This is a genomic window from Kineococcus aridisoli (genome assembly GCF_050871885.1).
Lineage (GTDB): Bacteria > Actinomycetota > Actinomycetes > Actinomycetales > Kineococcaceae > Kineococcus.
On the sequence record NZ_JBJLSF010000015.1, the window covers coordinates 19,772 to 37,584 of the forward strand.

19 protein-coding genes and 1 tRNA gene are annotated in these 17,813 nt (G+C 77.3%); 10 read left to right on the top strand and 10 right to left on the bottom strand.

The annotated features are described in order from the left end of the window. Window positions 1-23 precede the first annotated feature (23 nt). The 3 genes from ACRYM2_RS06435 to ACRYM2_RS06445 form a co-directional block, all read right to left on the bottom strand. Entirely contained in the window at window positions 24-314 is a 291-nt protein-coding gene (locus ACRYM2_RS06435; protein ID WP_432520783.1) for a GNAT family N-acetyltransferase, read from the bottom strand. A gap of 109 nt (window positions 315-423) precedes the next feature. Next, on the bottom strand, window positions 424-1,167 hold the full coding sequence (locus ACRYM2_RS06440; protein WP_432520785.1) for an HAD family hydrolase: 744 nt from the start codon (window positions 1,165-1,167) through the stop codon (window positions 424-426). Beyond that, complete coding sequence (locus tag ACRYM2_RS06445) at window positions 1,164-2,702, bottom strand: mannitol dehydrogenase family protein (protein WP_432520787.1); 1,539 nt, start codon at window positions 2,700-2,702, stop codon at window positions 1,164-1,166. Before ACRYM2_RS06445 ends, ACRYM2_RS06440 begins: the two co-directional genes overlap by 4 nt. Window positions 2,703-2,911: 209 nt before the next feature. On the opposite strand from ACRYM2_RS06445, the gene ACRYM2_RS06450 reads away from it, so the two are divergent. Next, a complete protein-coding gene (locus ACRYM2_RS06450) occupies window positions 2,912-3,715 on the top strand; it encodes a formate/nitrite transporter family protein (protein ID WP_432520789.1) in 804 nt (267 codons plus the stop codon). Between the two features lie 20 nt (window positions 3,716-3,735). On the opposite strand, the gene ACRYM2_RS06455 is transcribed toward ACRYM2_RS06450, so the two are convergent. After that, a tRNA-Thr gene (locus ACRYM2_RS06455) sits at window positions 3,736-3,811 on the bottom strand. 72 nt (window positions 3,812-3,883) lie between these two features. Between ACRYM2_RS06455 and ACRYM2_RS06460 the strand changes: the two genes are divergently transcribed. Then, a complete protein-coding gene (locus ACRYM2_RS06460) occupies window positions 3,884-4,462 on the top strand; it encodes a hypothetical protein (protein WP_432520790.1) in 579 nt (192 codons plus the stop codon). A gap of 23 nt (window positions 4,463-4,485) precedes the next feature. Next, the gene (locus tag ACRYM2_RS06465; protein WP_432520791.1) at window positions 4,486-4,953 is read left to right on the top strand and encodes a hypothetical protein; all 468 of its coding nucleotides are present in this window, start codon (window positions 4,486-4,488) and stop codon (window positions 4,951-4,953) included. Here the strand turns inward: ACRYM2_RS06465 and ACRYM2_RS06470 are convergent, their stop codons facing one another. Together ACRYM2_RS06470 and ACRYM2_RS06475 are read right to left on the bottom strand one after the other, a co-directional pair. Then, window positions 4,954-5,379 carry a DoxX family protein gene (locus ACRYM2_RS06470; protein WP_432520792.1) on the bottom strand — a complete coding sequence of 142 codons (426 nt, stop codon included), beginning with the start codon at window positions 5,377-5,379 and terminating at the stop codon, window positions 4,954-4,956. After that, window positions 5,379-5,801: an organic hydroperoxide resistance protein gene (locus ACRYM2_RS06475; RefSeq protein WP_432520793.1), complete on the bottom strand. Its 423-nt coding sequence runs from the start codon at window positions 5,799-5,801 to the stop codon at window positions 5,379-5,381. Before ACRYM2_RS06475 ends, ACRYM2_RS06470 begins: the two co-directional genes overlap by 1 nt. A 106-nt stretch (window positions 5,802-5,907) precedes the next feature. On the opposite strand from ACRYM2_RS06475, the gene ACRYM2_RS06480 reads away from it, so the two are divergent. Beyond that, window positions 5,908-6,477 carry a TetR/AcrR family transcriptional regulator gene (locus tag ACRYM2_RS06480; RefSeq protein ID WP_432520795.1) on the top strand — a complete coding sequence of 190 codons (570 nt, stop codon included), beginning with the start codon at window positions 5,908-5,910 and terminating at the stop codon, window positions 6,475-6,477. 30 nt (window positions 6,478-6,507) lie between these two features. Here ACRYM2_RS06480 and ACRYM2_RS06485 read toward each other — a convergent pair whose 3' ends face one another. Together ACRYM2_RS06485 and ACRYM2_RS06490 are read right to left on the bottom strand one after the other, a co-directional pair. Next, window positions 6,508-7,776 (bottom strand): APC family permease, encoded by a 1,269-nt coding sequence (locus ACRYM2_RS06485; RefSeq protein ID WP_432520797.1) that lies wholly within the window; start codon window positions 7,774-7,776, stop codon window positions 6,508-6,510. Window positions 7,777-7,887: 111 nt separating this feature from the next. Beyond that, the gene (locus tag ACRYM2_RS06490; RefSeq protein ID WP_432520798.1) at window positions 7,888-8,319 is read right to left on the bottom strand and encodes a LuxR C-terminal-related transcriptional regulator; all 432 of its coding nucleotides are present in this window, start codon (window positions 8,317-8,319) and stop codon (window positions 7,888-7,890) included. A 128-nt stretch (window positions 8,320-8,447) separates the two neighbouring features. Between ACRYM2_RS06490 and ACRYM2_RS06495 the strand changes: the two genes are divergently transcribed. Then, entirely contained in the window at window positions 8,448-9,497 is a 1,050-nt protein-coding gene (locus ACRYM2_RS06495) for a LacI family DNA-binding transcriptional regulator (protein ID WP_432520800.1), read from the top strand. 95 nt (window positions 9,498-9,592) lie between these two features. Next, a complete protein-coding gene (locus tag ACRYM2_RS06500) occupies window positions 9,593-10,567 on the top strand; it encodes a universal stress protein (protein ID WP_432520802.1) in 975 nt (324 codons plus the stop codon). Window positions 10,568-10,599: 32 nt separating this feature from the next. Here the strand turns inward: ACRYM2_RS06500 and ACRYM2_RS06505 are convergent, their stop codons facing one another. Then, window positions 10,600-11,247, bottom strand: coding sequence for a CBS domain-containing protein (locus ACRYM2_RS06505; protein WP_432520804.1), 648 nt, complete (start codon window positions 11,245-11,247; stop codon window positions 10,600-10,602). A gap of 203 nt (window positions 11,248-11,450) precedes the next feature. Here ACRYM2_RS06505 and ACRYM2_RS06510 point away from each other — a divergent pair, with 203 nt between their 5' ends. Then, window positions 11,451-13,895 carry a phosphoketolase family protein gene (locus ACRYM2_RS06510; RefSeq protein WP_432520806.1) on the top strand — a complete coding sequence of 815 codons (2,445 nt, stop codon included), beginning with the start codon at window positions 11,451-11,453 and terminating at the stop codon, window positions 13,893-13,895. 10 nt (window positions 13,896-13,905) lie between these two features. On the opposite strand, the gene ACRYM2_RS06515 is transcribed toward ACRYM2_RS06510, so the two are convergent. Next, complete coding sequence (locus tag ACRYM2_RS06515; protein WP_432520807.1) at window positions 13,906-14,958, bottom strand: PP2C family protein-serine/threonine phosphatase; 1,053 nt, start codon at window positions 14,956-14,958, stop codon at window positions 13,906-13,908. Between the two features lie 70 nt (window positions 14,959-15,028). Between ACRYM2_RS06515 and ACRYM2_RS06520 the strand changes: the two genes are divergently transcribed. Genes ACRYM2_RS06520 through ACRYM2_RS06530 form a run of 3 tightly spaced genes read left to right on the top strand, consistent with a single transcriptional unit; the run spans window position 15,029 to window position 17,787 of the window. After that, entirely contained in the window at window positions 15,029-15,814 is a 786-nt protein-coding gene (locus ACRYM2_RS06520; protein WP_432520809.1) for a GNAT family N-acetyltransferase, read from the top strand. Window positions 15,815-15,847: 33 nt separating this feature from the next. Continuing rightward, window positions 15,848-17,035, top strand: coding sequence for a hypothetical protein (locus ACRYM2_RS06525; protein WP_432520810.1), 1,188 nt, complete (start codon window positions 15,848-15,850; stop codon window positions 17,033-17,035). Continuing rightward, a complete protein-coding gene (locus tag ACRYM2_RS06530) occupies window positions 17,032-17,787 on the top strand; it encodes a DUF72 domain-containing protein (protein ID WP_432520811.1) in 756 nt (251 codons plus the stop codon). Before ACRYM2_RS06525 ends, ACRYM2_RS06530 begins: the two co-directional genes overlap by 4 nt. Window positions 17,788-17,813 lie beyond the last annotated feature (26 nt).

Consider the following 17,813-nt stretch of genomic DNA (forward strand, 5'->3'; position numbering starts at 1 on the left):
GACATCCTGCCGCGCCGGCGCGCTCACAGGATGTCGGCGTGCTCCTCGGCGTGCCGCCGCAGGTGCAGCCGCACGAACGAGCACGCGGGGACGACCTTCAACCCGCGCGCCCGCACGTCGGCGAGGGCGGCCTCGACGACCTTGGTCGCCAGCCCCTCGTGCTCGTGCTCGGGCGCCACCTCGGTGTGCACCATCGCGATCGCCCCGTCCTGCGGGACGTAGTCGGCCAGCGCGACGACCCGCCCCTCGAGGCGGCCCTCCCACCGGTGCGCCTGCTCGTCGTGCGTGACGACCAGGTCGTCCACTGCTGCCACGTCCGGCTCCCTCCGCCCGTCGGCCGCGCCCTCGCGCGTCCCGCCGTGCCAACCCGCGCGGGCGCGGCGGCGTTCCCGGCCACCCCGCCGCCGCGCGCCGGGGCGCGGCTCAGCCGGGCAGCAGCAGCTCGCACGCCTGCTCCCACGAGGAGACGACGGCCGCGCAGCCGGCCTCGCGCAGCCCGGCGGTGCGCGCCTCGCGCTCGGCGGGCGGCACGAACTGCACGGTGCCGATGGTGCGGAAGCCCGCGGCCACGGCCGACAGCGCACCGTTGAGGGAGTCCTCCACGGCCACCGCCCGGTCGGGGGTGACGCCGAGCCGCTCGCCCGCCAGCACGTAGACGGCCGGGTCGGGCTTGCTCGTGGGCTCGGGCAGGGAGTCCTCGGCGCTGAAGCGGTGCCGGGGCTCGAACAGGTCCTCCAGCCCCGTCACCGCCAGGCAGGCGTCCAGCCGCGAGGAGGCGCTGGAGGTGACGGCCGCCAGGCCGTAGCGCTGCGCCAGCTGCGCCAGCGGGTCGCGCACCCGCGGGTCCGGGCGCAGGACGGTGCGCAGGTGCGCGGTGACGACGTCCTTCTCCTGCGCGACCCACCGGTCCAGGTCGTCGCGCTGCAGCTCGCGCCCGTACCCGCGGGCCAGCTCCTGGGCGGCGGCGCGGAAGTTCTTGCCGTTGGTCATCGCCTGCAGCTCGGCGGGGCTGTAGGGCCGCTCGGCCCCCAGCTCGGCCAGGAACCGGTTGGTGACGTCCGCCGAGGCGGCGTAGGCCGGTTCCTCCGAGGGGAAGAGGGTCCCGTCGGCGTCGACCAGCAGGGTCGTGACCCCCGCGGGGTCGAGGTCGGTGGAGCGGTTCGTCATGCGGCGCCCTTCTCGTCCAGTGCCAGGTACAGCTCGATCACCTCTCGCGGACCCTGCTCCTCCAGGGCGCGCAGCGCCACCTCGACCGAGGCGGCGAAGTGCTCGTCGAGGGAGAGGCTGTCGAAGACGCTGCGCTCGCTGAGCAGCGCCGAGGGGTCGACCTCGCCCGCGCCGGCCAGCTCCACCAGCCGCTCCGAGAGCGGGCCCTCGACGGGGATCGGCTCACCGGCGTAGTCGTAGCCGCGCAGGAAGCGCATCCAGCCGGCGACGGCCAGCACGAGCAGCTGGTGCGGGCGCTGCTGCGCCAGCGCACCGCGCAGCGAGGGGAAGACGTAGTTCGGCATCTTCGTGGCCCCGCGCCGGCACAGCCGCAGCAGCTGGTCGCCCATCTCGGGGTTGCTCAGGCGCTGCACCAGCGTGCGCTGGTACTCCTCCAGGTCGATCCCCGGCACCGGCGGCAGCAGCGGGACGATCTCGTCGCGCATGAGGTGCTCGAGGTAGGCGCGGAAGACGTCGTCGGCCATCACCTCGTCGATGGTCCGGTACCCCGCCAGGTACCCCAGGTAGCCCAGGGCGCAGTGGCTGGCGTTGAGCAGCCGCGTCTTCATCGTCTCGTAGGGGGTGACGTCGTCGGTCAGCTGCACGCCGACCTCCTCCAGCGGCGGGCGGCCGTTGCAGAAGTCGTCCTCCACGACCCACTGGGAGAAGGGTTCGGTGATGACGGGCCAGCGGTCGTCGACACCGGTCGAGGCGGCGACGGCGTCGCGCTCCTCGGGGGTGGTCACGGGGGTGATCCGGTCCACCATGGAGCTCGGGAAGCTCACGCGCTCCTCGATCCAGCCGGCCAGGTCGTCGCCGGTGCGCTCGTCGCGCAGCCGGGCGAAGGAGACCAGCGCGGTGCGCGCGGCGGAGCCGTTGTGCTGCATGTTGTCGCAGGAGAGCACCGTGAACGGCGCCGCGCCGGCCGCCCGCCGGCGGGCGAGCGCCTCGGTGAGGTACCCGAACACCGTCGCGGGCTGCCGCGGGTGCTCCAGGTCGGCGCGGACCTCGTCGTCGTCGGCGTCGAACTCGCCGGTGTGGGGGTCGATGCGGTAGCTGGTGCCCGTGATCGTCAGCATGACGAGCCGGGTGCGCTCGTCGGCGAGGACGTCGAGCACGGCCTGCGGGTCCTGCGCCGCCAGCAGGTAGCGCGTCATGACGCCGACGACGCGGGCGCGCTCGGAGCCGTCGCCGCTGCGCTCGACGACCGTCCACAGCCGGTCCTGGTCGGCGAGGACCTCGCCCATCTGCGGGCTGTGCATCCCGACGCCGACCAGGCCCCAGTCGCGGTGGCCGCGGCGGGCCAGCTCGTCGAGGTAGACGGCCTGGTGGGCGCGGTGGAAGCCGCCCACGCCGATGTGCACCACGGCGGGTGCCAGCGCGGCGCGGTCGTACTCGGGGACGGACACGTCCGGCGGCAGCTCCCGCAGCGTGCCCTCGCGCAGGGGGGTCGTCCGGACGGTGGTGGTGGTGTCGGTGGTGGTGGTGTCGGTCAACGGGGCTCCTCGGCCGTGCCCGCCGGCGGCGGGGTCAGTGGACAGCCCACGGGTTGGAGCCTGGTACGGAGCCCACCTGCTGGAACTCCCGCGAGGGGGTCGTACCCCGAGGAGGCCGGATCCAACCGGCGGGTCCCGCGTGGTCCCGTCCCGGGCGGGTACGGCGGGGGCAGGCGGAAGCAGCCGCCCCGCCCGACCCAGGAGCTCCCGTGAGCGATCGACCCGCCCTGTCCACCGAGACCCCCCGGCACCCCGAGCCGGAGGTGGAGCACGCCTTCGACCGGCTCGTGGGGGAGGGGCGGGAGCGGCTGAGCAGGCCGTTCCTGCCGCTGCTGTGCACCGGCCTGCTGGGCGGCATCGACATCGCCACCGGTGTCCTGGCCTACCTCGTGGTCATGGCGGAGACCGGGGACCACCTGCTGGCGGGGCTGGCCTTCTCGCTGGGCTTCGTGGCCCTGCTGCTGGCGCGCAGCGAGCTGTTCACCGAGAACTTCCTCGTCCCCGTGGCGGCCGTCGTCGCCCGCGAGGGCACCGTCGGGGCGCTGCTGCGGCTGTGGGCGGTCACCCTGGTCGCCAACCTGGCCGGCGGGTGGGTGCTCACCTGGCTGGTGGTGCAGGGCCTGCCGCGCCTGCGCGCGACCGCCGTCGAGGCCGGCACCACGTACGCGACGATCCCCGTCGGCCTGCAGTCGTTCTGCCTGGCCGTCGTGGCCGGTGTCGTCATCACCCTCATGACCCGCATGCAGCACGGCACCGACAGCACCGGCGTGCGCATCGTGCCGGCGGTCCTCTTCGGCGCCCTGCTCGCCGGTGGGCAGCTGTTCCACTCCGTGCTGGACTCGCTGCTGGTGTTCGCGGCGATCCACGCGGGCGCCGACGTCGGCTACGGCGACTGGCTGCCGCGGCTGGGGTGGTCGGCCCTGGGCAACCTGGTGGGCGGCCTCGTGCTCGTCACCGCGATCCGCCTGCTGCGCGTGCCGCACCGGGTCGCGCAGGCGCGCGCCGAGGGCTGAGCGGGACGGGTGCCGGCGGGTGGAGCCCCAGGCCGGAGTCGAACCGGCGACCATCCGCTTACAAGGCGGGCGCTCTGGCCTCTGAGCTACTGGGGCGGGTCCTGCGCGCCGAGTCTGCCACAGGGGCGCCCGGCGGGACCCGGGCCGCGCGGCGCCTACCGTGGCCGGGTGGGTGCGAGCAGCGGCGGGCTGCCGGGGGCGCGCGGTGCGGCGACCTGGCTGGGGGAGCGGGTCGGGCGGCTGGACGACGGGCGGCTGCGCGCCGAGCGGGACCCGGTGGCCCTGCTGCGCGCACTCGTGGAACCGGGGGAGCGCGCGTTCGTGGTGGAGGCGATGCGCGAGCAGGTCGTCGTCTTCTTCGCCGGGCAGCGGTGGTGGGCCACCAGCCTGCCGACGATGGCGAACCCGACGAGGGCGCGCCCGGGACGGGCGCTGACCGAGGACGTCTACGGCTGGGAGCACTGGTCGGCGTACGTGCGCCGCAGGCACCTGCTGTCGGTGACGGTGCTCGGCCCGGCGGACTCGGCCACCACGCTGGCGCAGGAGATCGCCGGGCACCTGCAGAGCGACCTGCGCGACCACATGGTCACCGCGGCGCTGGCCGGGGTGCCCGAGGGCGACCGGGCCGCGGCGGAGTTCCTGCTGGCGCTGAGCGGCCACGCCGTCCCGCGCGGGCCGGAGGTCGCCGCGATCACCGGGGACGCCGCCGGGGGGACCGCGCCGCCGTCCCCGCAGCCGCCGTCGTAGGGGCGCCGGCGGTACCGTGCCGCGTGCCCCTCCCCGTCAGCCACCCCCACCAGCGCTACAGCGTCACCGGCTACCAGGAGCAGGACACCGACGACGGGGTCCGCTGGTCCTGCGAGCTGCTGCGCCACGGCCAGAGCATCGGCCTGGTCAGCGGCGACGACGCCGGTGGACCGGACCGCTACACCTTCCCCGACCCCGCCCGCGGCGAGGAGTTCCTGGCCGCGGCGCGCACCCTGCACCCCGCGGCGGAGCGCCCCGGGGACGTGCTGGTCGAGGAGCTCGTCACGATCCGGATGCTCGACGCCCTGGACCAGGTCGCCTACTGCTTCGCCGAGGACCGCTTCGAGGAGACCGGCGCGCACCGGCTGGCCGAGCCGGGGCGGACGGCCGCGCAGGTCCGCGAGGAGCTCGCGGCGCAGCACGCCGGGCGCCGCCCGCGCGTCTGGGACAGGAACCTCTCGCAGATGGTGCCGGTGCTCCCGGAGGGCTGATCAGCGTCGCCGCCGGCGCTCCCGCAGCGCCCGCCAGGCGCCCGTCGACCACAGCGCCCACACCACGAGCACGGGCTGGAAGAGCAGCCGCACAGCGCGCGCGGTGTCGCTGTCGAGGCCGAAGGCGTCGGTGCGGGTGAGCAGCTGGGAGACGTTGCCGGGGAAGACGGCGACGAGGAAGACGGCCGTGGCGGCGCCCGCCAGCGGGCGGGCCGGCCGGCGCCACGCCAGCAGCAGCGCCCCGCCGAGGGCGAGCTCCACGACGCCGGAGGCCACGACGACGAGGTCCGCGTCCAGCGGCAGCCACGGCGGCACCTGCGCCTGGAACTCCTGCCGCCGGGTGGTCAGGTGGCCGGTGCCGGCGGTCAGCAGCACCAGGCCGAGCGCGGCCTGCGCGGCGGTGCGGGCCGCCCCGCGCGCGCCCATCAGGCGGTGACGGTCTCGAGGGTGACGGGCACGTTGCCGCGGGTGGCGTTGGAGTAGGGGCACACCCGGTGGGCGGCCTCGACGAGCTGCTCCGCGGCGGCCTGCTCGATGCCGCCGAGCTCGACGTGCAGGGTGACCTCCAGGCCGAAGCCGCCGGCGCCGTCCGGGCCGATGCCGACCTCGGCGGTGACGGCGGAGTCGGTGAAGGACGCCTTGCGCTCGCGCGCGACGGCCTTGAGGGCGCTGTGGAAGCACGCGGCGTAGCCGGCGGCGAACAGCTGCTCGGGGTTGGCGCCGCCGCCGGGGCCGCCCATCTCCTCCGGCACGGCGAGGTCGAGGTCGACGAGGCCGTCGGAGGAGCGCGTGCGCCCGCTGCGGCCCTCCCCGGTGGCGGTGGCGACGGCGGTGTAGACGACGGGCACGGGAGCCTCCCAGTAGGTAGAACGTTCGTTCTCCCAGGAGTGCACACCCTCCGGACGGCCCGGTCAAGCGGAGCGGCCCGGCGCCGGCCGCGGCTACCGTGGTCCGGTGACGACCGACGTGCGCTCCACCCCGGCCCGGGAACGGTTGCTGCGCACGGCGTCCGCGCTCTTCTACGCCGAGGGCCTGCGCTCGGTGGGGGTGGACCGGGTCGTCGAGGAGGCCTCGGTCACCCGGGCCACCTTCTACCGGCACTTCGCCGGCAAGGAGGCCCTCGTCGTCGCCTACCTGCAGGACGTCGACCGCGGGGTGCGCGAGCGGGTCGCCGAGCCGCCCGCCGCACCGGAGGAGGCGGCGGCCTTCGTGCGCCGGCTCACCGGTGCCGTCGGCGAGCAGCTGTGCGGGCCGGGCTTCCGCGGCTGCCCCTTCATCAACGCCGCCGCCGAGCACCCCGACCCCGCCAGCCCCGTCCGCCGGGTCGTGCGCGAGCACCGCCGGTGGCTGGGGTCCACGGTCGAGCGGGCGCTGGGCGCCGCCGGGCACCCCGACCCGCCGGGCGCCGCGCGGCGGTGGACGGTGCTGCGGGACGGGGCGATGGTGGCCGGCTACCTCGACGACCCGGCGCAGGCGCAGGCCACGCTGGAGGCCGCCGTCGACGACCTGCTCGCCGGCCGCTGAACCCCGCGCCGCCGCGGCGGGCCCGGGCGCTCAGCGGCCGGCGGGCCGCCGCGCGCGGAACCGCTCGCGCACCCACCACACCAGCGCACCGGCCGCCAGCACCGCCGCGCCGCCGAGCAGCGGGCCGGTGGGCAGGCTCAGCGCCAGCACCACGCAGCCCAGCAGCCCGAGCGCGGGCACGACGCGGGGCGGGCGGCCCTGCTCGCGGGTGAGCGTCCACGCGCTGGCGTTGGCGACGGCGTAGTAGACGAGGACGCCGAATGAGGAGAACCCGATGGCGTCGCGCAGGTCGACCGTGGTGACCAGCACGGCGACGACCGCCCCCACGGCCAGCGCCGCGCGGTGCGGGACCCCGTGGACGGGGTGGACGGCGGCCAGCACCGGCGGCAGGTCGCGCTCGCGGGCCATCGCGAACGTGGTGCGCGAGACGCCCAGCAGCAGCGTCAGCAGGGAGCTCAGGGCGGCCAGCGCGCCGCCGACCGCGACGAGCGGGGCCCAGCCGGCCGCCGAGCCCGCTTCCACCGCGCGCCGCAGCGGCGCCGGGCCCGCCGCCAGGGCGTCCGGGCCGAGCGCGGCGAGGACGGCCACCCCGACGGCGGCGTAGACGGCGAAGGTGGTCCCCAGGGCGATCGGCACCGCCCGCGGGATGGTGCGGGCCGGGTCGCGCACCTCCTCGCCGAGCGTGGCGATGCGCGCGTACCCGGCGAAGGCGAAGAACAGCAGGCCCGCGGAGGTCAGCACCCCGCCGGCGTCCACGCCCTCCCAGCGCAGCCGCCCGGCGTCCGCGGTGCCGCCGGCCAGGGCGGCCACCACGACGACGGTCAGCGTGAGCAGGACGGCCACGACGAGCAGGCGGGTCACCAGCGCCGACTTCTGCACGCCGCGGGAGTCCAGGGCGGTGATCGCGGCCACGGCGGCCAGGGCCAGCGGGCGGGCGTGCTCGGGCGCCACCTGGGTGGCGAACGTCAGGGCCATCGCCGCGCAGCTGGCGCTCTTGCCGACGACGAACGCCCACCCGGCCAGGAAGCCCCAGAACTCGCCCAGGCGCAGGCGGCCGTAGGCGTAGGTCCCGCCGGACTCGGGGTGGACCGCGGCCAGGCGGGCCGAGGACGTCGCGTTGCAGACGGCGACGACGGCGGCCACGGCGAGCCCGAGCAGCAGCCCGCTGCCGGCGGCGGCGGCGGCCGGGGCCCAGGCGGAGAAGACCCCGGCCCCCAGCATGGCGCCCAGCCCGACGACGACCGCGTCGCGGACGCCGAGGCGGCGGGCCAGGGCGGGACGGCTCGCGGGGGTGGGCAACGCGGGGCTCCTCGCGGGCGTCGGGGTCGCGGCCCGGGCAGGGTAGCGAGCCGGGCGCGGTGCCCGGGTGCTCAGGTGCCCGGGTGCGCAGGTCCCCGGGCGCCCGGGTGCTCACCCGGGCGGCAGCTCGCCGTCCGCCCGGGCGCGCTCGACGGCCGCGCGCGTGCTGGAGACGCCGTACTTGCGGCGCACGCCCACCAGGTGCTGGCTGACGGTGTTGACGGCGACGCCGAGCACGGTCGCCGCGCCCGCCGCGGTGCGACCGGTGGCGACGAGCAGCAGGACCTCCCGCTCGCGCGGGGTCAGGCGGACCGCCGCCGGGCGGGAGGGGCCCGCCTCCGGGGTGGCACCGCCCGGCGTCCCGGCGGCACCAGCGGCCCCGGTGGCGCCGGTGAGGCGGGTGAAGGCGTCCTCGGTGAGGCAGACCAGCCGGACGCCGTCCACGGCGAGCACGAGCGGTTGCCGCGCGGCCTGCCGGGCGAGCGCCCGCAGGTGCCCGCAGGCCGCGCCCGCGGCCTCGTGCCCGGCCCCGGTGGCGTCCACGCCGCGCTCCGATCTCCCAGGTGCCCGTCCCGCGGCGCCTCCAGCGGCGACTCCGGGGACGCTACGCGTGTTTGCGCTAACACACAACGCTCGACCCGTCGCGGCCGGGTGCGTGCCACCATGCCGCCGTGGAGATCACCGGGCCGGGGGGGCCGCGGGTCGGCCGGCGCCTGCACCGGGCCGCGAGCATGGCCGACGTCGCGCGCCTGGCCGGCGTCTCGGCGCAGACGGTCTCCCGGGTCGTCAACGACCGCGCCAACGTCGACCCGGCCACCCGCGAGCGCGTCCTGGCCGCCGTCGACCAGCTCGGCTACCGCGCCAACGCCGCCGCCCGCACGCTGGCCACGGGCTCCTCGCGCACCATCGGCGTCATCGCCTCCACGCTGAGCACCCACGGCGCCGTCCTCGTCCTCGACGGCATCACCGAGGAGGCCGCCCGGCACGGCTACCGGATCTCCCTGGTGCCGGTGCACGCGCCCTCGCTGCGCGACGTCTCCGGCGTCGCGACCGCCCTGGCCGGCCGCGACGTCGACGCGCTCGTCGTCTGCGTGGCCTCCTCGGTGCTGCGCGAGGCGAGCGCGGGGCTGCCCGTCGACGTGCCCGTCGTCGTCACCGACGGCGACGGGCAGGACGTCTTCCCCGCCGTCGACAGCGACCCCCGCCCGGGGGTGCGCGCCGCCGTCGAGCACCTGCTGGGCCTGGGGCACCGCCGGATCGCGCACCTGGCCGGCCCGGACGACTCCGCGACCGCGCGCCGGCGCACCACCGTCTGGGCGCAGGTGCTGCGCGAGCACGGCCTGCCGGTGCCCGCCGCGCCCGCGGGGGACTGGAGCGCCGCCTCGGGCGCCGCCCTCGGCGCCGCCCTGCTGGCCGAGCACCCCGCCACGACCGCGGTCGTCTGCGCGAACGACCAGATGGCGCTGGGGCTGCTGCGCGCGTGCGCCGACGCGGGGGTGCGGGTGCCGCACGACCTCAGCGTCACCGGCTTCGACGACGTGGAGGCGGCCGCGTACGCGGTGCCCCGCCTGAGCACCGTCCGGCACGACCTCGTCGAGGTCGGCCGCCGCGCCGTCCGCGCCGTGCTGCAGCGGCTGGACCCCGGCGCGGACGTGGGGCCGGTCGGCCTGGTGCCCAGCGAGTTCGTCGTGCGCGAGAGCACGGCGGCCCCCCGCGGCTGATCCGGGGGCGCCGGCCCCTGGTCCGCGCGCCGCGGCAGCGCGATGCTGGAGCCGCAGCGGCAGCGCAGCCGTGGCGGCGGGGTGAGGAGGACGTCGTGGACGCGGACGGGCAGCGGACGGTCGTGGTGGGCACCAGCAGCCTCGCGGAGTCGCGGGCGGCCCTGGTGTGGGCCGCGCGCGAGGCCTCCCGGCGCGGGGCGCTGCTGGTGCTCGTGCACGCGCAGGCCCAGCCGGTGGTGCTCGACGGCACGGCGGCCGTCCTCACCCCCGAGGTGGCCGCCCACCTCGAGGCCGCCGCCCGCGAGGAGCTGCGCGCGGCGCGGCGCGCGGCCCGGGAGAGCGCCGACGTGGAGGTCCGCGCCGTCCTCGCCCGCGAGAGCCCCCGCCGGGCCCTGCTGCGCCACGCCCGGCACGCGGAGCTCGTCGTCAGCGGCGCCCGCCGCCGCAGCCGCCTGCGCGCCGGGCTGTTCGGCGCCTTCCAGCTGGGCTCCACCAGCCTCTTCCTCGCCTCGCACGCCTGCTGCCCCGTCGCCGTCGTCCGGGACCTGCCGGCGCCGGGCGCGCAGGGCGTCGTCGTCGGCTGGGACGGCTCGCCCGCGGCGCAGGCCGCCGCCGGCTGGGCCGCCGCGCACGCCGCGGCCCTCGACGTCCCGCTGCGGGTGGTGACGGCCTGGCAGACCCCGCTGGACCGCACCGCCGACCTCGCGCCCGCGGCGTTCGGCGAGGCCCACGAGGCCGCCGAGGCGGCCGCCCGCGGCGCCCAGCAGGACCTGCTCTCCCGCTGGCGCGCCCAGCACCCCGGGCTGCGGGTGCGCGGCGAGGTCGTGGAGGACCCCTTCGCCTCCGACGCGGTCCTGACCGCCGCCGAGGGCGCCGAGCTCGTCGTCGTCGGCTCCCGCGGGCACGGCGCGTTCGCCAGCGCGCTGCTGGGCTCCACCAGCCACGAGGTGCTGCACCGCGCCCGCGGCCCGGTGGTCGTCGTGCCCGACGCCGAGCGCGCCGCCGCGCGCAGCCGGCGCAGCCCCCTGGACGGCCCGGCCGGCGGCCAGGTCGACGAGGTCGTCGACTGAACCCCGCCGGGGGCGCGGGTCGGGGGCGCGGCTCAGGGGCGCTCGCGGCGCACCGGTGCGTCCACGCTGGTGGGCTCCTCACCGCCCACGCGCACCACGCCCGGCACCGTGCGGGCCAGGACGGCCGCGATGCGCCGGGCGGCCTCCTCGTGCGGACCGGCCAGCACGACGACGCCGTCGGTGACCTCGACGGTCCACGACTGCCCGGGCAGGTCGGCGGCGAGCTTGGCCGCGACGGCGTCGCGGACCTCCTCGTCGTCGAGGGTCGTCACGCGCAGCACGTCGCGGCGGGCAAGCACGCCGACCAGGCGGCGGCCGTCCAGGACGGGCAGCGCGCGGATGCCGCGCTCGACGAGCAGGTGCACCGCGTCGGCGAGGTCGCCGTGCACGTCGACCGTGACGGGGTGCTCGGTCATGACGTCGGCGACCAGGCGCGGCGGGGCGTCCTCGTCGGGACGCTCCAGGAAGTGCGCGCGCGGGTCCCGGGCCAGCCGCCCGCGCAGCAGGTCGGACTCGCTGACGACGCCGACGAGCCGGCCGTCGGCGTCCAGGACCGGGGCCGAGGCGATCCGGTGGCGCAGCAGCACCCGCGCCGCCGAGGGGACGTCGTCGTCGCTGCGCACCGTGACGACCTCCCGGCCGTCCCGCGGCAGCGCCTCCCGCACCAGCACCCGCACCACCCGCCCGCTCCTGCGCCCGCGCGGGCGCTCGCGGTCAGCCTGCCCCCGCGCGCCGCCCCGCGCCAGGGGCGCGCCGGTGCGGGAGCGCCGCACCCGCCGCTCACCCGCCCGTCACCGGACGTGCGGACCTCCGGCCCTGGTCCCGGGCGGGCGGGTCGGGTAGGACAGGGGTGTCCTGGAACCCAGACCCGAACGGGGCGACCGTGTCCAGCAGCACCTCCACGTCCAGCACCCTCCAGAGCGCCACCGACCCGGCCACCGGTGCGGCGGACCGGCTCGGCACGCTCGACGAGGCCGAGCTCGCCGCGCTCGACGCCTGGTGGCGGGCGGCCAACTACCTGACGATCGGCCAGATCTACCTGCAGGACGACGCCCTGCTGCGGCGGCCGCTGGAGCCGGGCGACGTCAAGCCGCGCCTGCTCGGCCACTGGGGCACCAGCACGGGGCTGTCCTTCCTCTACGCGCACCTGTCCCGCCTGGTGCGGCTGACCGGTCAGCGCGCCCTGTACCTGGCCGGCCCCGGGCACGGCGGCCCGGCGCTCGTGGCCGCCGGCTGGCTGGAGGGCACCTACAGCGAGGTGTACCCGCACGTGGGCCAGGACGCCGAGGGCGTGCGGCGGCTGTTCCGGCAGTTCTCCGCCCCCGGCGGCATCCCCTCGCACGCCTCCGTGACGACCCCGGGCTCCATCCACGAGGGCGGTGAGCTGGGCTACGTCCTCATGCACGCCTTCGGCGCCGTCATGGACAACCCCGACCTGCTCGCGGTCGCCGTCGTCGGCGACGGCGAGGCGGAGACCGGGCCGCTGGAGGGTTCCTGGAAGGGCGTCTCCTTCCTCAACCCCGCCCGCGACGGGGCGGTGCTGCCGGTCCTGGACCTCAACGGCTACAAGATCTCCGGGCCGACCGTCCTGGCGCGCAAGGACCCCGCGCAGCTGCGCTCGCTGCTGCAGGGCCACGGCTACGAGGTGCTCGAGGTCGAGGGCGACGACGTGCCCGGGATGCACCACCGCTTCGCCGCGGCGCTGGCCCGCGCCCACCGGAGCATCCGCGAGATCCAGACCGCCGCCCGCAGCGGCGCCTGGGACGGCCGGCAGCCGACGTGGCCGATGATCGTGCTGCGCACCCCCAAGGGCTGGACGGGACCGCGCGAGGTGGACGGCGTGCAGGTCGAGGGCACCTGGCGCTCGCACCAGGTGCCGCTGTCGGGGGTGCGCGACGACCCCGAGCACCTGCGCCTGCTGGAGGAGTGGCTGCGCTCCTACCGCCCCGAGGAGCTGTTCGACGCCGACGGCCGCCCCAGCGCCGCGGTCCTGGCGAACAACCCGGCCGGCGAGCTGCGGATGTCGGCGACCCCGCACGCCAACGGCGGGCTGCTGACGCGGGACCTGGACCTGCCGGACTTCCGCGACTACGGCGTGCAGGTGCAGCGCCCCGGCGGGGCGCGGGCGGAGTCCACCCGCAAGCTGGGCGAGTTCCTGCGCGACGTGTACCGCGACAACCCCGACACGTTCCGGCTGTTCTGCCCCGACGAGACCAACTCCAACCGCCTCGGCGCGGTGTTCGAGGTCTCCGACCGGGCGTGGATGGAGCGGACCGAACCCGGCGACGTCTCGCTCTCGCGCGACGGGCGGGTCATGGAGGTGCTCAGCGAGCACAACTGCCACGGCTGGCTGGAGGGGTACACCCTCACCGGCCGGCACGGGCTGTTCGCCACCTACGAGGCGTTCGCGATGGTCAGCGCCTCGCAGACCGTCCAGCACGCCAAGTGGCTGGAGGAGGCCGCGCACCTGCCGTGGCGGGCGAAGGTCCCCAGCCTCAACGTGCTGCTCACCTCCACGGCCTGGCGCAACGACCACAACGGCTTCAGCCACCAGGGACCCGGGCTCATCCAGACCGCGCTCACCCAGCGCTCCAGCGTCGCGCGCGTCTACCTGCCGCCGGACGCGAACTGCCTGATGTCGGTGGCCGACCACTGCCTGCGCTCGCGCTCGTACCTGAACCTCGTCGTCATCGACAAGCAGCCGCAGCTGCAGTACCTGTCGATGGACGAGGCCGTCGAGCACTGCACCCGCGGTGCGGGCGTGTGGGAGTGGGCGGGCACCGACGACGGCTCGGCTGCCCCCGACGTCGTCCTGGCCTGCGCCGGTGACGTGGTGACGATGGAGACCGTGGCGGCCGCGGCGATCCTGCGCGAGCGGCTGCCGCAGCTGCGCACCCGCGTCGTCAACGTCGTGGACCTCATGCGGCTGCGCCGGCCCGCCGACCACCCGCACGGCATGGACGAGTTCACCTTCCGCGAGACGTTCACCGACGACGTGGACGTCGTGTTCGCCTTCCACGGCTTCCCCGGGGCGATCCACCAGCTCGTGCACGGCCGCCCCGACGCGGACCGCTTCCACGTCCGCGGGTTCATCGAGGAGGGCACCACGACGACGCCCTTCGACATGACGGTGAAGAACCGCGCCTCGCGCTACCACCTCGTGATCGACGCGCTGAACAACGCCCGGCGGCTGCCCGTGGGGGCCGGCGAGGTGAAGGCGTGGTGCCACCAGCAGCTGGAGCGGCACGCCTCCTACGTCGTGGAGCACCTGGAGGACATGCCCGAGGTGCGCGACTGGAGCCTGGGGGACTGGGCGACGCGGGGCTGAGGCGCCCCGTTCAGGCGGCGGCCCGGCGCTGCAGCAGCAGCAGCGCCAGGTCGTCGTCGATGCGGCCGCCGGCGTGCTCGCGCACGTCCTCCAGCAGGCGCTCCAGCGCCGCGTCCAGGTCGTCACCTGCCGCCAGCACCGCCGCGGCCGCCTCCACGTCGAAGAAGCGCCCCGCCGCGTCGCGCGCCTCGGCCAGGCCGTCGGTGAACAGCAGCAGCCGGTCGCGACCGCCGAGCCGGGTGGTCTCCACCAGCGGGTCCACGCCCAGGCCCAGCGGCGGGCTGCGGTGCGCCCCGACCGGCGTCACGACCCCGTCGGCGCCCACGCGCAGCGGGGCGGGGTGCCCGCACAGCACCACCCCCAGCGAGCCGTCCGGGCCGACCTCGCACAGGACGGCCGTGACGAAGTCCTCCGCGCCCAGCCGCGGCGCCACGGACGCCTCGACGCGGCGCGCCAGCTCGGCCAGGCCCACGTCGGCCAGCGGCGCGTCGTGCCGGAACGCCGACAGCACGGCCGCGGCGGTGTGCACGGCGGGCAGCCCCTTGCCGCGCACGTCGCCGAGCACCACGCGCACCGCGTCCCCGGTGGCCACCACGTCGAACAGGTCCCCGCCGACCAGCGCGTGCGCGCTCGCCGAGCGGTAGCGGGAGGCCAGGCCGAGGTGGCCGACGCGGGCCGGCACGGGGGGCAGGATCGCGGTCTGCGCGACCGTGGCGACCTCGGTGACCTGCCGCACGTGCTCCTCGCGCCGGGCGCGCACGTGGGCGCTGAGCACGGCCACCAGCGCCAGCGCCGCGCTGCCGGCCACGCGCACCAGGCCGTCGCGGCCGGGAAGGTCGCCGGCGTCCGCGCTGAGCAGCGCCACGGCCGCGGTGGCCAGGCCCGCGACGAGCGAGGTGGCCCGCCAGGAGGTGTAGAGCGAGGCCACGAACGCCGCCAGCGCCAGCCACGGCACCACGACCAGCCGGCCGTCGGCGAACCACTGGGTGGCGGTCAGCACCACCACCCACGTCAGCGACAGCGCGAGCACCAGCGCCCGCCTGCGCGCACCGTCGTCAGCCATCGCGCCGAGTCTCGCAGCCGCCCGCTGCCCGGCGGAAATCCGCTCGTGCCCGCCGCGGGGAGCGGCCAGCATGGGCGCCGTGGACCTCGCCGACCTCGTGCTGCACGCCCAGGCCGACGCCTGGGCCGAGCAGGCCCGCCTGCGCCCGGGCGGCGCGAGCGCCGAGCTGCCGGGTGCCCGGCTGGCCGGCAGCGGGCTGCCGCACCCCCAGCACAACGGCGCCGACCTCACCGACGCGCACGCCGTCGACGAGGCCGCGGTGGCCCGCTGGTTCGCCGGGCGCGGGCTGCCGTGGGCCTGGCGGGTGCCCGCGCGCTCCGGCTGGGAGGGCGGGCGGCTGGTGCTGGAGCAGCGGCTGATGGGCCTGCCGGCCCAGGACCTGCGCCCGGCCCCGCTGCCCGCCGGCGTCGCGGTGCGCACCGCCGGCCCGGCGGACGCCGACGCGGTGGTCGCCGTCGACGTCGCCGCCTTCGGCGGCCCACCGGCACCGGCGCGCGCCTGGCTGCAGGGGCTGCTGGAGGCCTCCGGCTCCCGCGCCGGGAGGGCCGAGGTGGCGCTGGTGAGCGAGCACGGGCAGCCGGTCGCCACCGCCTACGCGGTCCGCTCCGCCGGCCGCGCCGGTCCCGCCGTGCTGCTGGCCGGGGTGGCCGTCGTCCCCGCCGCGCGCCGGCGCGGCATCGCGGCCGGGACCTCCTCGTGGCTGCTGGCGCGGGCCTTCGCCGCGGGCGCCGCCCTGGCGCACCTGCAGCCCGACGACGAGCGCGCGGCGCGGGTGTACCGGCGGCTGGGCTTCACCGAGGTCCCGGGCCTGCAGATCCGCTCGCCGGACCCGGAGCGCGAGCCGGCCCGTCGTTAGGCTGGCCCGGCCCGTCCGTCGAAGGGGAGTCGCGTGCCCAAGAAGAAGTCCCGTCGCACCGCGGTGCGCGCCCGCCCCGCGGGCCTGTCGCCGCTGCGGACGGGCGGCCGCGCGCTCGGCGCCCTGCAGGTCCCCTTCCGCCGCTTCCTGGAGGCCGAGCAGGAGGAGGACGAGCGGGAGGGCGAGGTGGCCCTGCCCGCCGGCGACCTCGAGGCCCGGCTGATGGAGTCGCTGGGCTGGCTGCTCATCGACGCCGGCGTGGACCCCGCACCCGGCTCCGCGGACTCCTTCCGGGCCGCCGACCTGCACGTGCTCTTCAGCGAGCTGGTGCCCGCCGTCGCCGAGCACAACGGCCTGGACCCGCAGGAGCTCGTCGACGAGACCCGCGTCGCCTGGACGACCTACCTGCTGTTCCTGGGGGAGTCCGGTGCCTGGCGCGGGGAGCCGGAGGAGCTCGCCGACTGCCTCGACGTCGCCTCCGGCGGGGTCGGCGGGTCGGCCTCCGGCCAGGCCAGCGTGCTGGACGCGCTGCAGGCCGCCGAGGTGGCCGTGCCGCTGGAGCGCCGGCTGGAGGACCTGCTCTCGGTGCCCGTGGTGGCCGCGGTGGTGGCGGCCCACGACCGGCTGGCCGCCGGGGTGGACGTCGGCGACGACCCGCTGGAGGGTCCCGCGGCCGTGGTCCGCGAGGCGCTGGCCCCCTTCGGCGACGCCCTGGACGCGGACACCTTGTGGATCGACTGGCAGCGCTCGGGGGTGGTGGGCGTCGTCGGCGGGCGCACCGCCGTGGAGGCCGCCGACCAGCCGGAGCACCGGTTCGTCGTCGCCACGAGCGCGCTGCGCGCCGTGGTGGAGGAGGCCCTGGCGGCCTCGGCGAGCCCGGCGGGCGTGGTGGGCGCCCTCGCGGTCGTCGCCTCCAGCGTGCTGGACCCGCTGACGACCGGCGGGCTGCACGAGGTCATGGCCCGCACCGGCGACGAGGAGCGGCTGGAGGACGCGCTGGCCACCGTCACCCGCCTGGCCGGGCTCGGCGTCCTGTCCCCGGTGGAGCCGTGGACCGCGCGTCCCGGGCTGGCCTCCGCCGTCCACGACGTCGTCGCCGGGTACTTCGCCGCGGACGACGAGGACGGGCGCGACGAGGACGACGACGAGGACGAGCGCGAGGACGAGCGCGGGCAGGGCGAGCGCGACGCCGGCGCGGTGGCGGGGGCGGCCCGGGCGTGAGCGCCGACGGGCGCGGTGCGGTGCGCATCGGCACGTCCGGGTGGAGCTACGACCACTGGGACGGGGTGCTCTACCCGCCGCGCACCCCGGTGCGCGCCCGGCTGGAGCACTACGTGCGCGCCTTCGACACCGTCGAGGTCAACACCAGCTTCTACCGCTGGCCGCCGCCGGCGACGTTCGCGGGGTGGGCCGCGCGGTTCCCGCCCGGCTTCACCGCCGCGGTCAAGGCCTCGCGCTTCCTCACCCACTACCGCCGCCTGGGCGACCCGGACACCTGGCTCGAGCGGGTGCGGGAGGGGCTGGCGGCCCTCGGCCCGCACGCGGGACCGCTGCTCGTGCAGCTGCGCCCCGACCACGCGCGCGACGACGAGCGCCTGGAGGGGTTCCTGGAGCGGGTGCCCGCCGGGGTGCGGGTCGCGGTGGAGTTCCGCCACGACAGCTGGGACGCCGACCCCGTCGCCGACGTCCTCACCCGCCACGGCGCCGCCTGGTGCGTCACCGACGGCGCGGGCCTGCCGACGGCCCGCAGGCTGACCACCGACGTCGGCTACCTGCGCCTGCACGGCCCCGCCGACCAGCCCCGCTACGCCGGCGGCTACTCCGAGCAGCAGCTGCGCGGCTGGGCGGAGCTGGTGCAGCGCTGGCGCACCGCGGCGCACCAGGTGCACGTCTACTTCGACAACGACATCGGCGGCCACGCCGTCCACGACGCCCGGCGGCTGCGGGAGCTGCTGCGGCAGGAGGAGGGCTGAAGGCTGCCGAACGGGTGCACCGGGAC

Excerpts from the sequence above, each read along its gene's own strand:
- ACRYM2_RS06440 (WP_432520785.1), bottom strand. The coding sequence starts at position 1,167 with ATGACGAACCGCTCCACCGACCTCGACCCCGCGGGGGTCACGACCCTG.
- ACRYM2_RS06470 (WP_432520792.1), bottom strand. The coding sequence starts at position 5,379 with ATGGGCGCGCGCGGGGCGGCCCGCACCGCCGCGCAGGCCGCGCTCGGC.
- ACRYM2_RS06515 (WP_432520807.1), bottom strand. The coding sequence starts at position 14,958 with ATGGCTGACGACGGTGCGCGCAGGCGGGCGCTGGTGCTCGCGCTGTCG.
- ACRYM2_RS06520 (WP_432520809.1), top strand. The coding sequence starts at position 15,029 with ATGGGCGCCGTGGACCTCGCCGACCTCGTGCTGCACGCCCAGGCCGAC.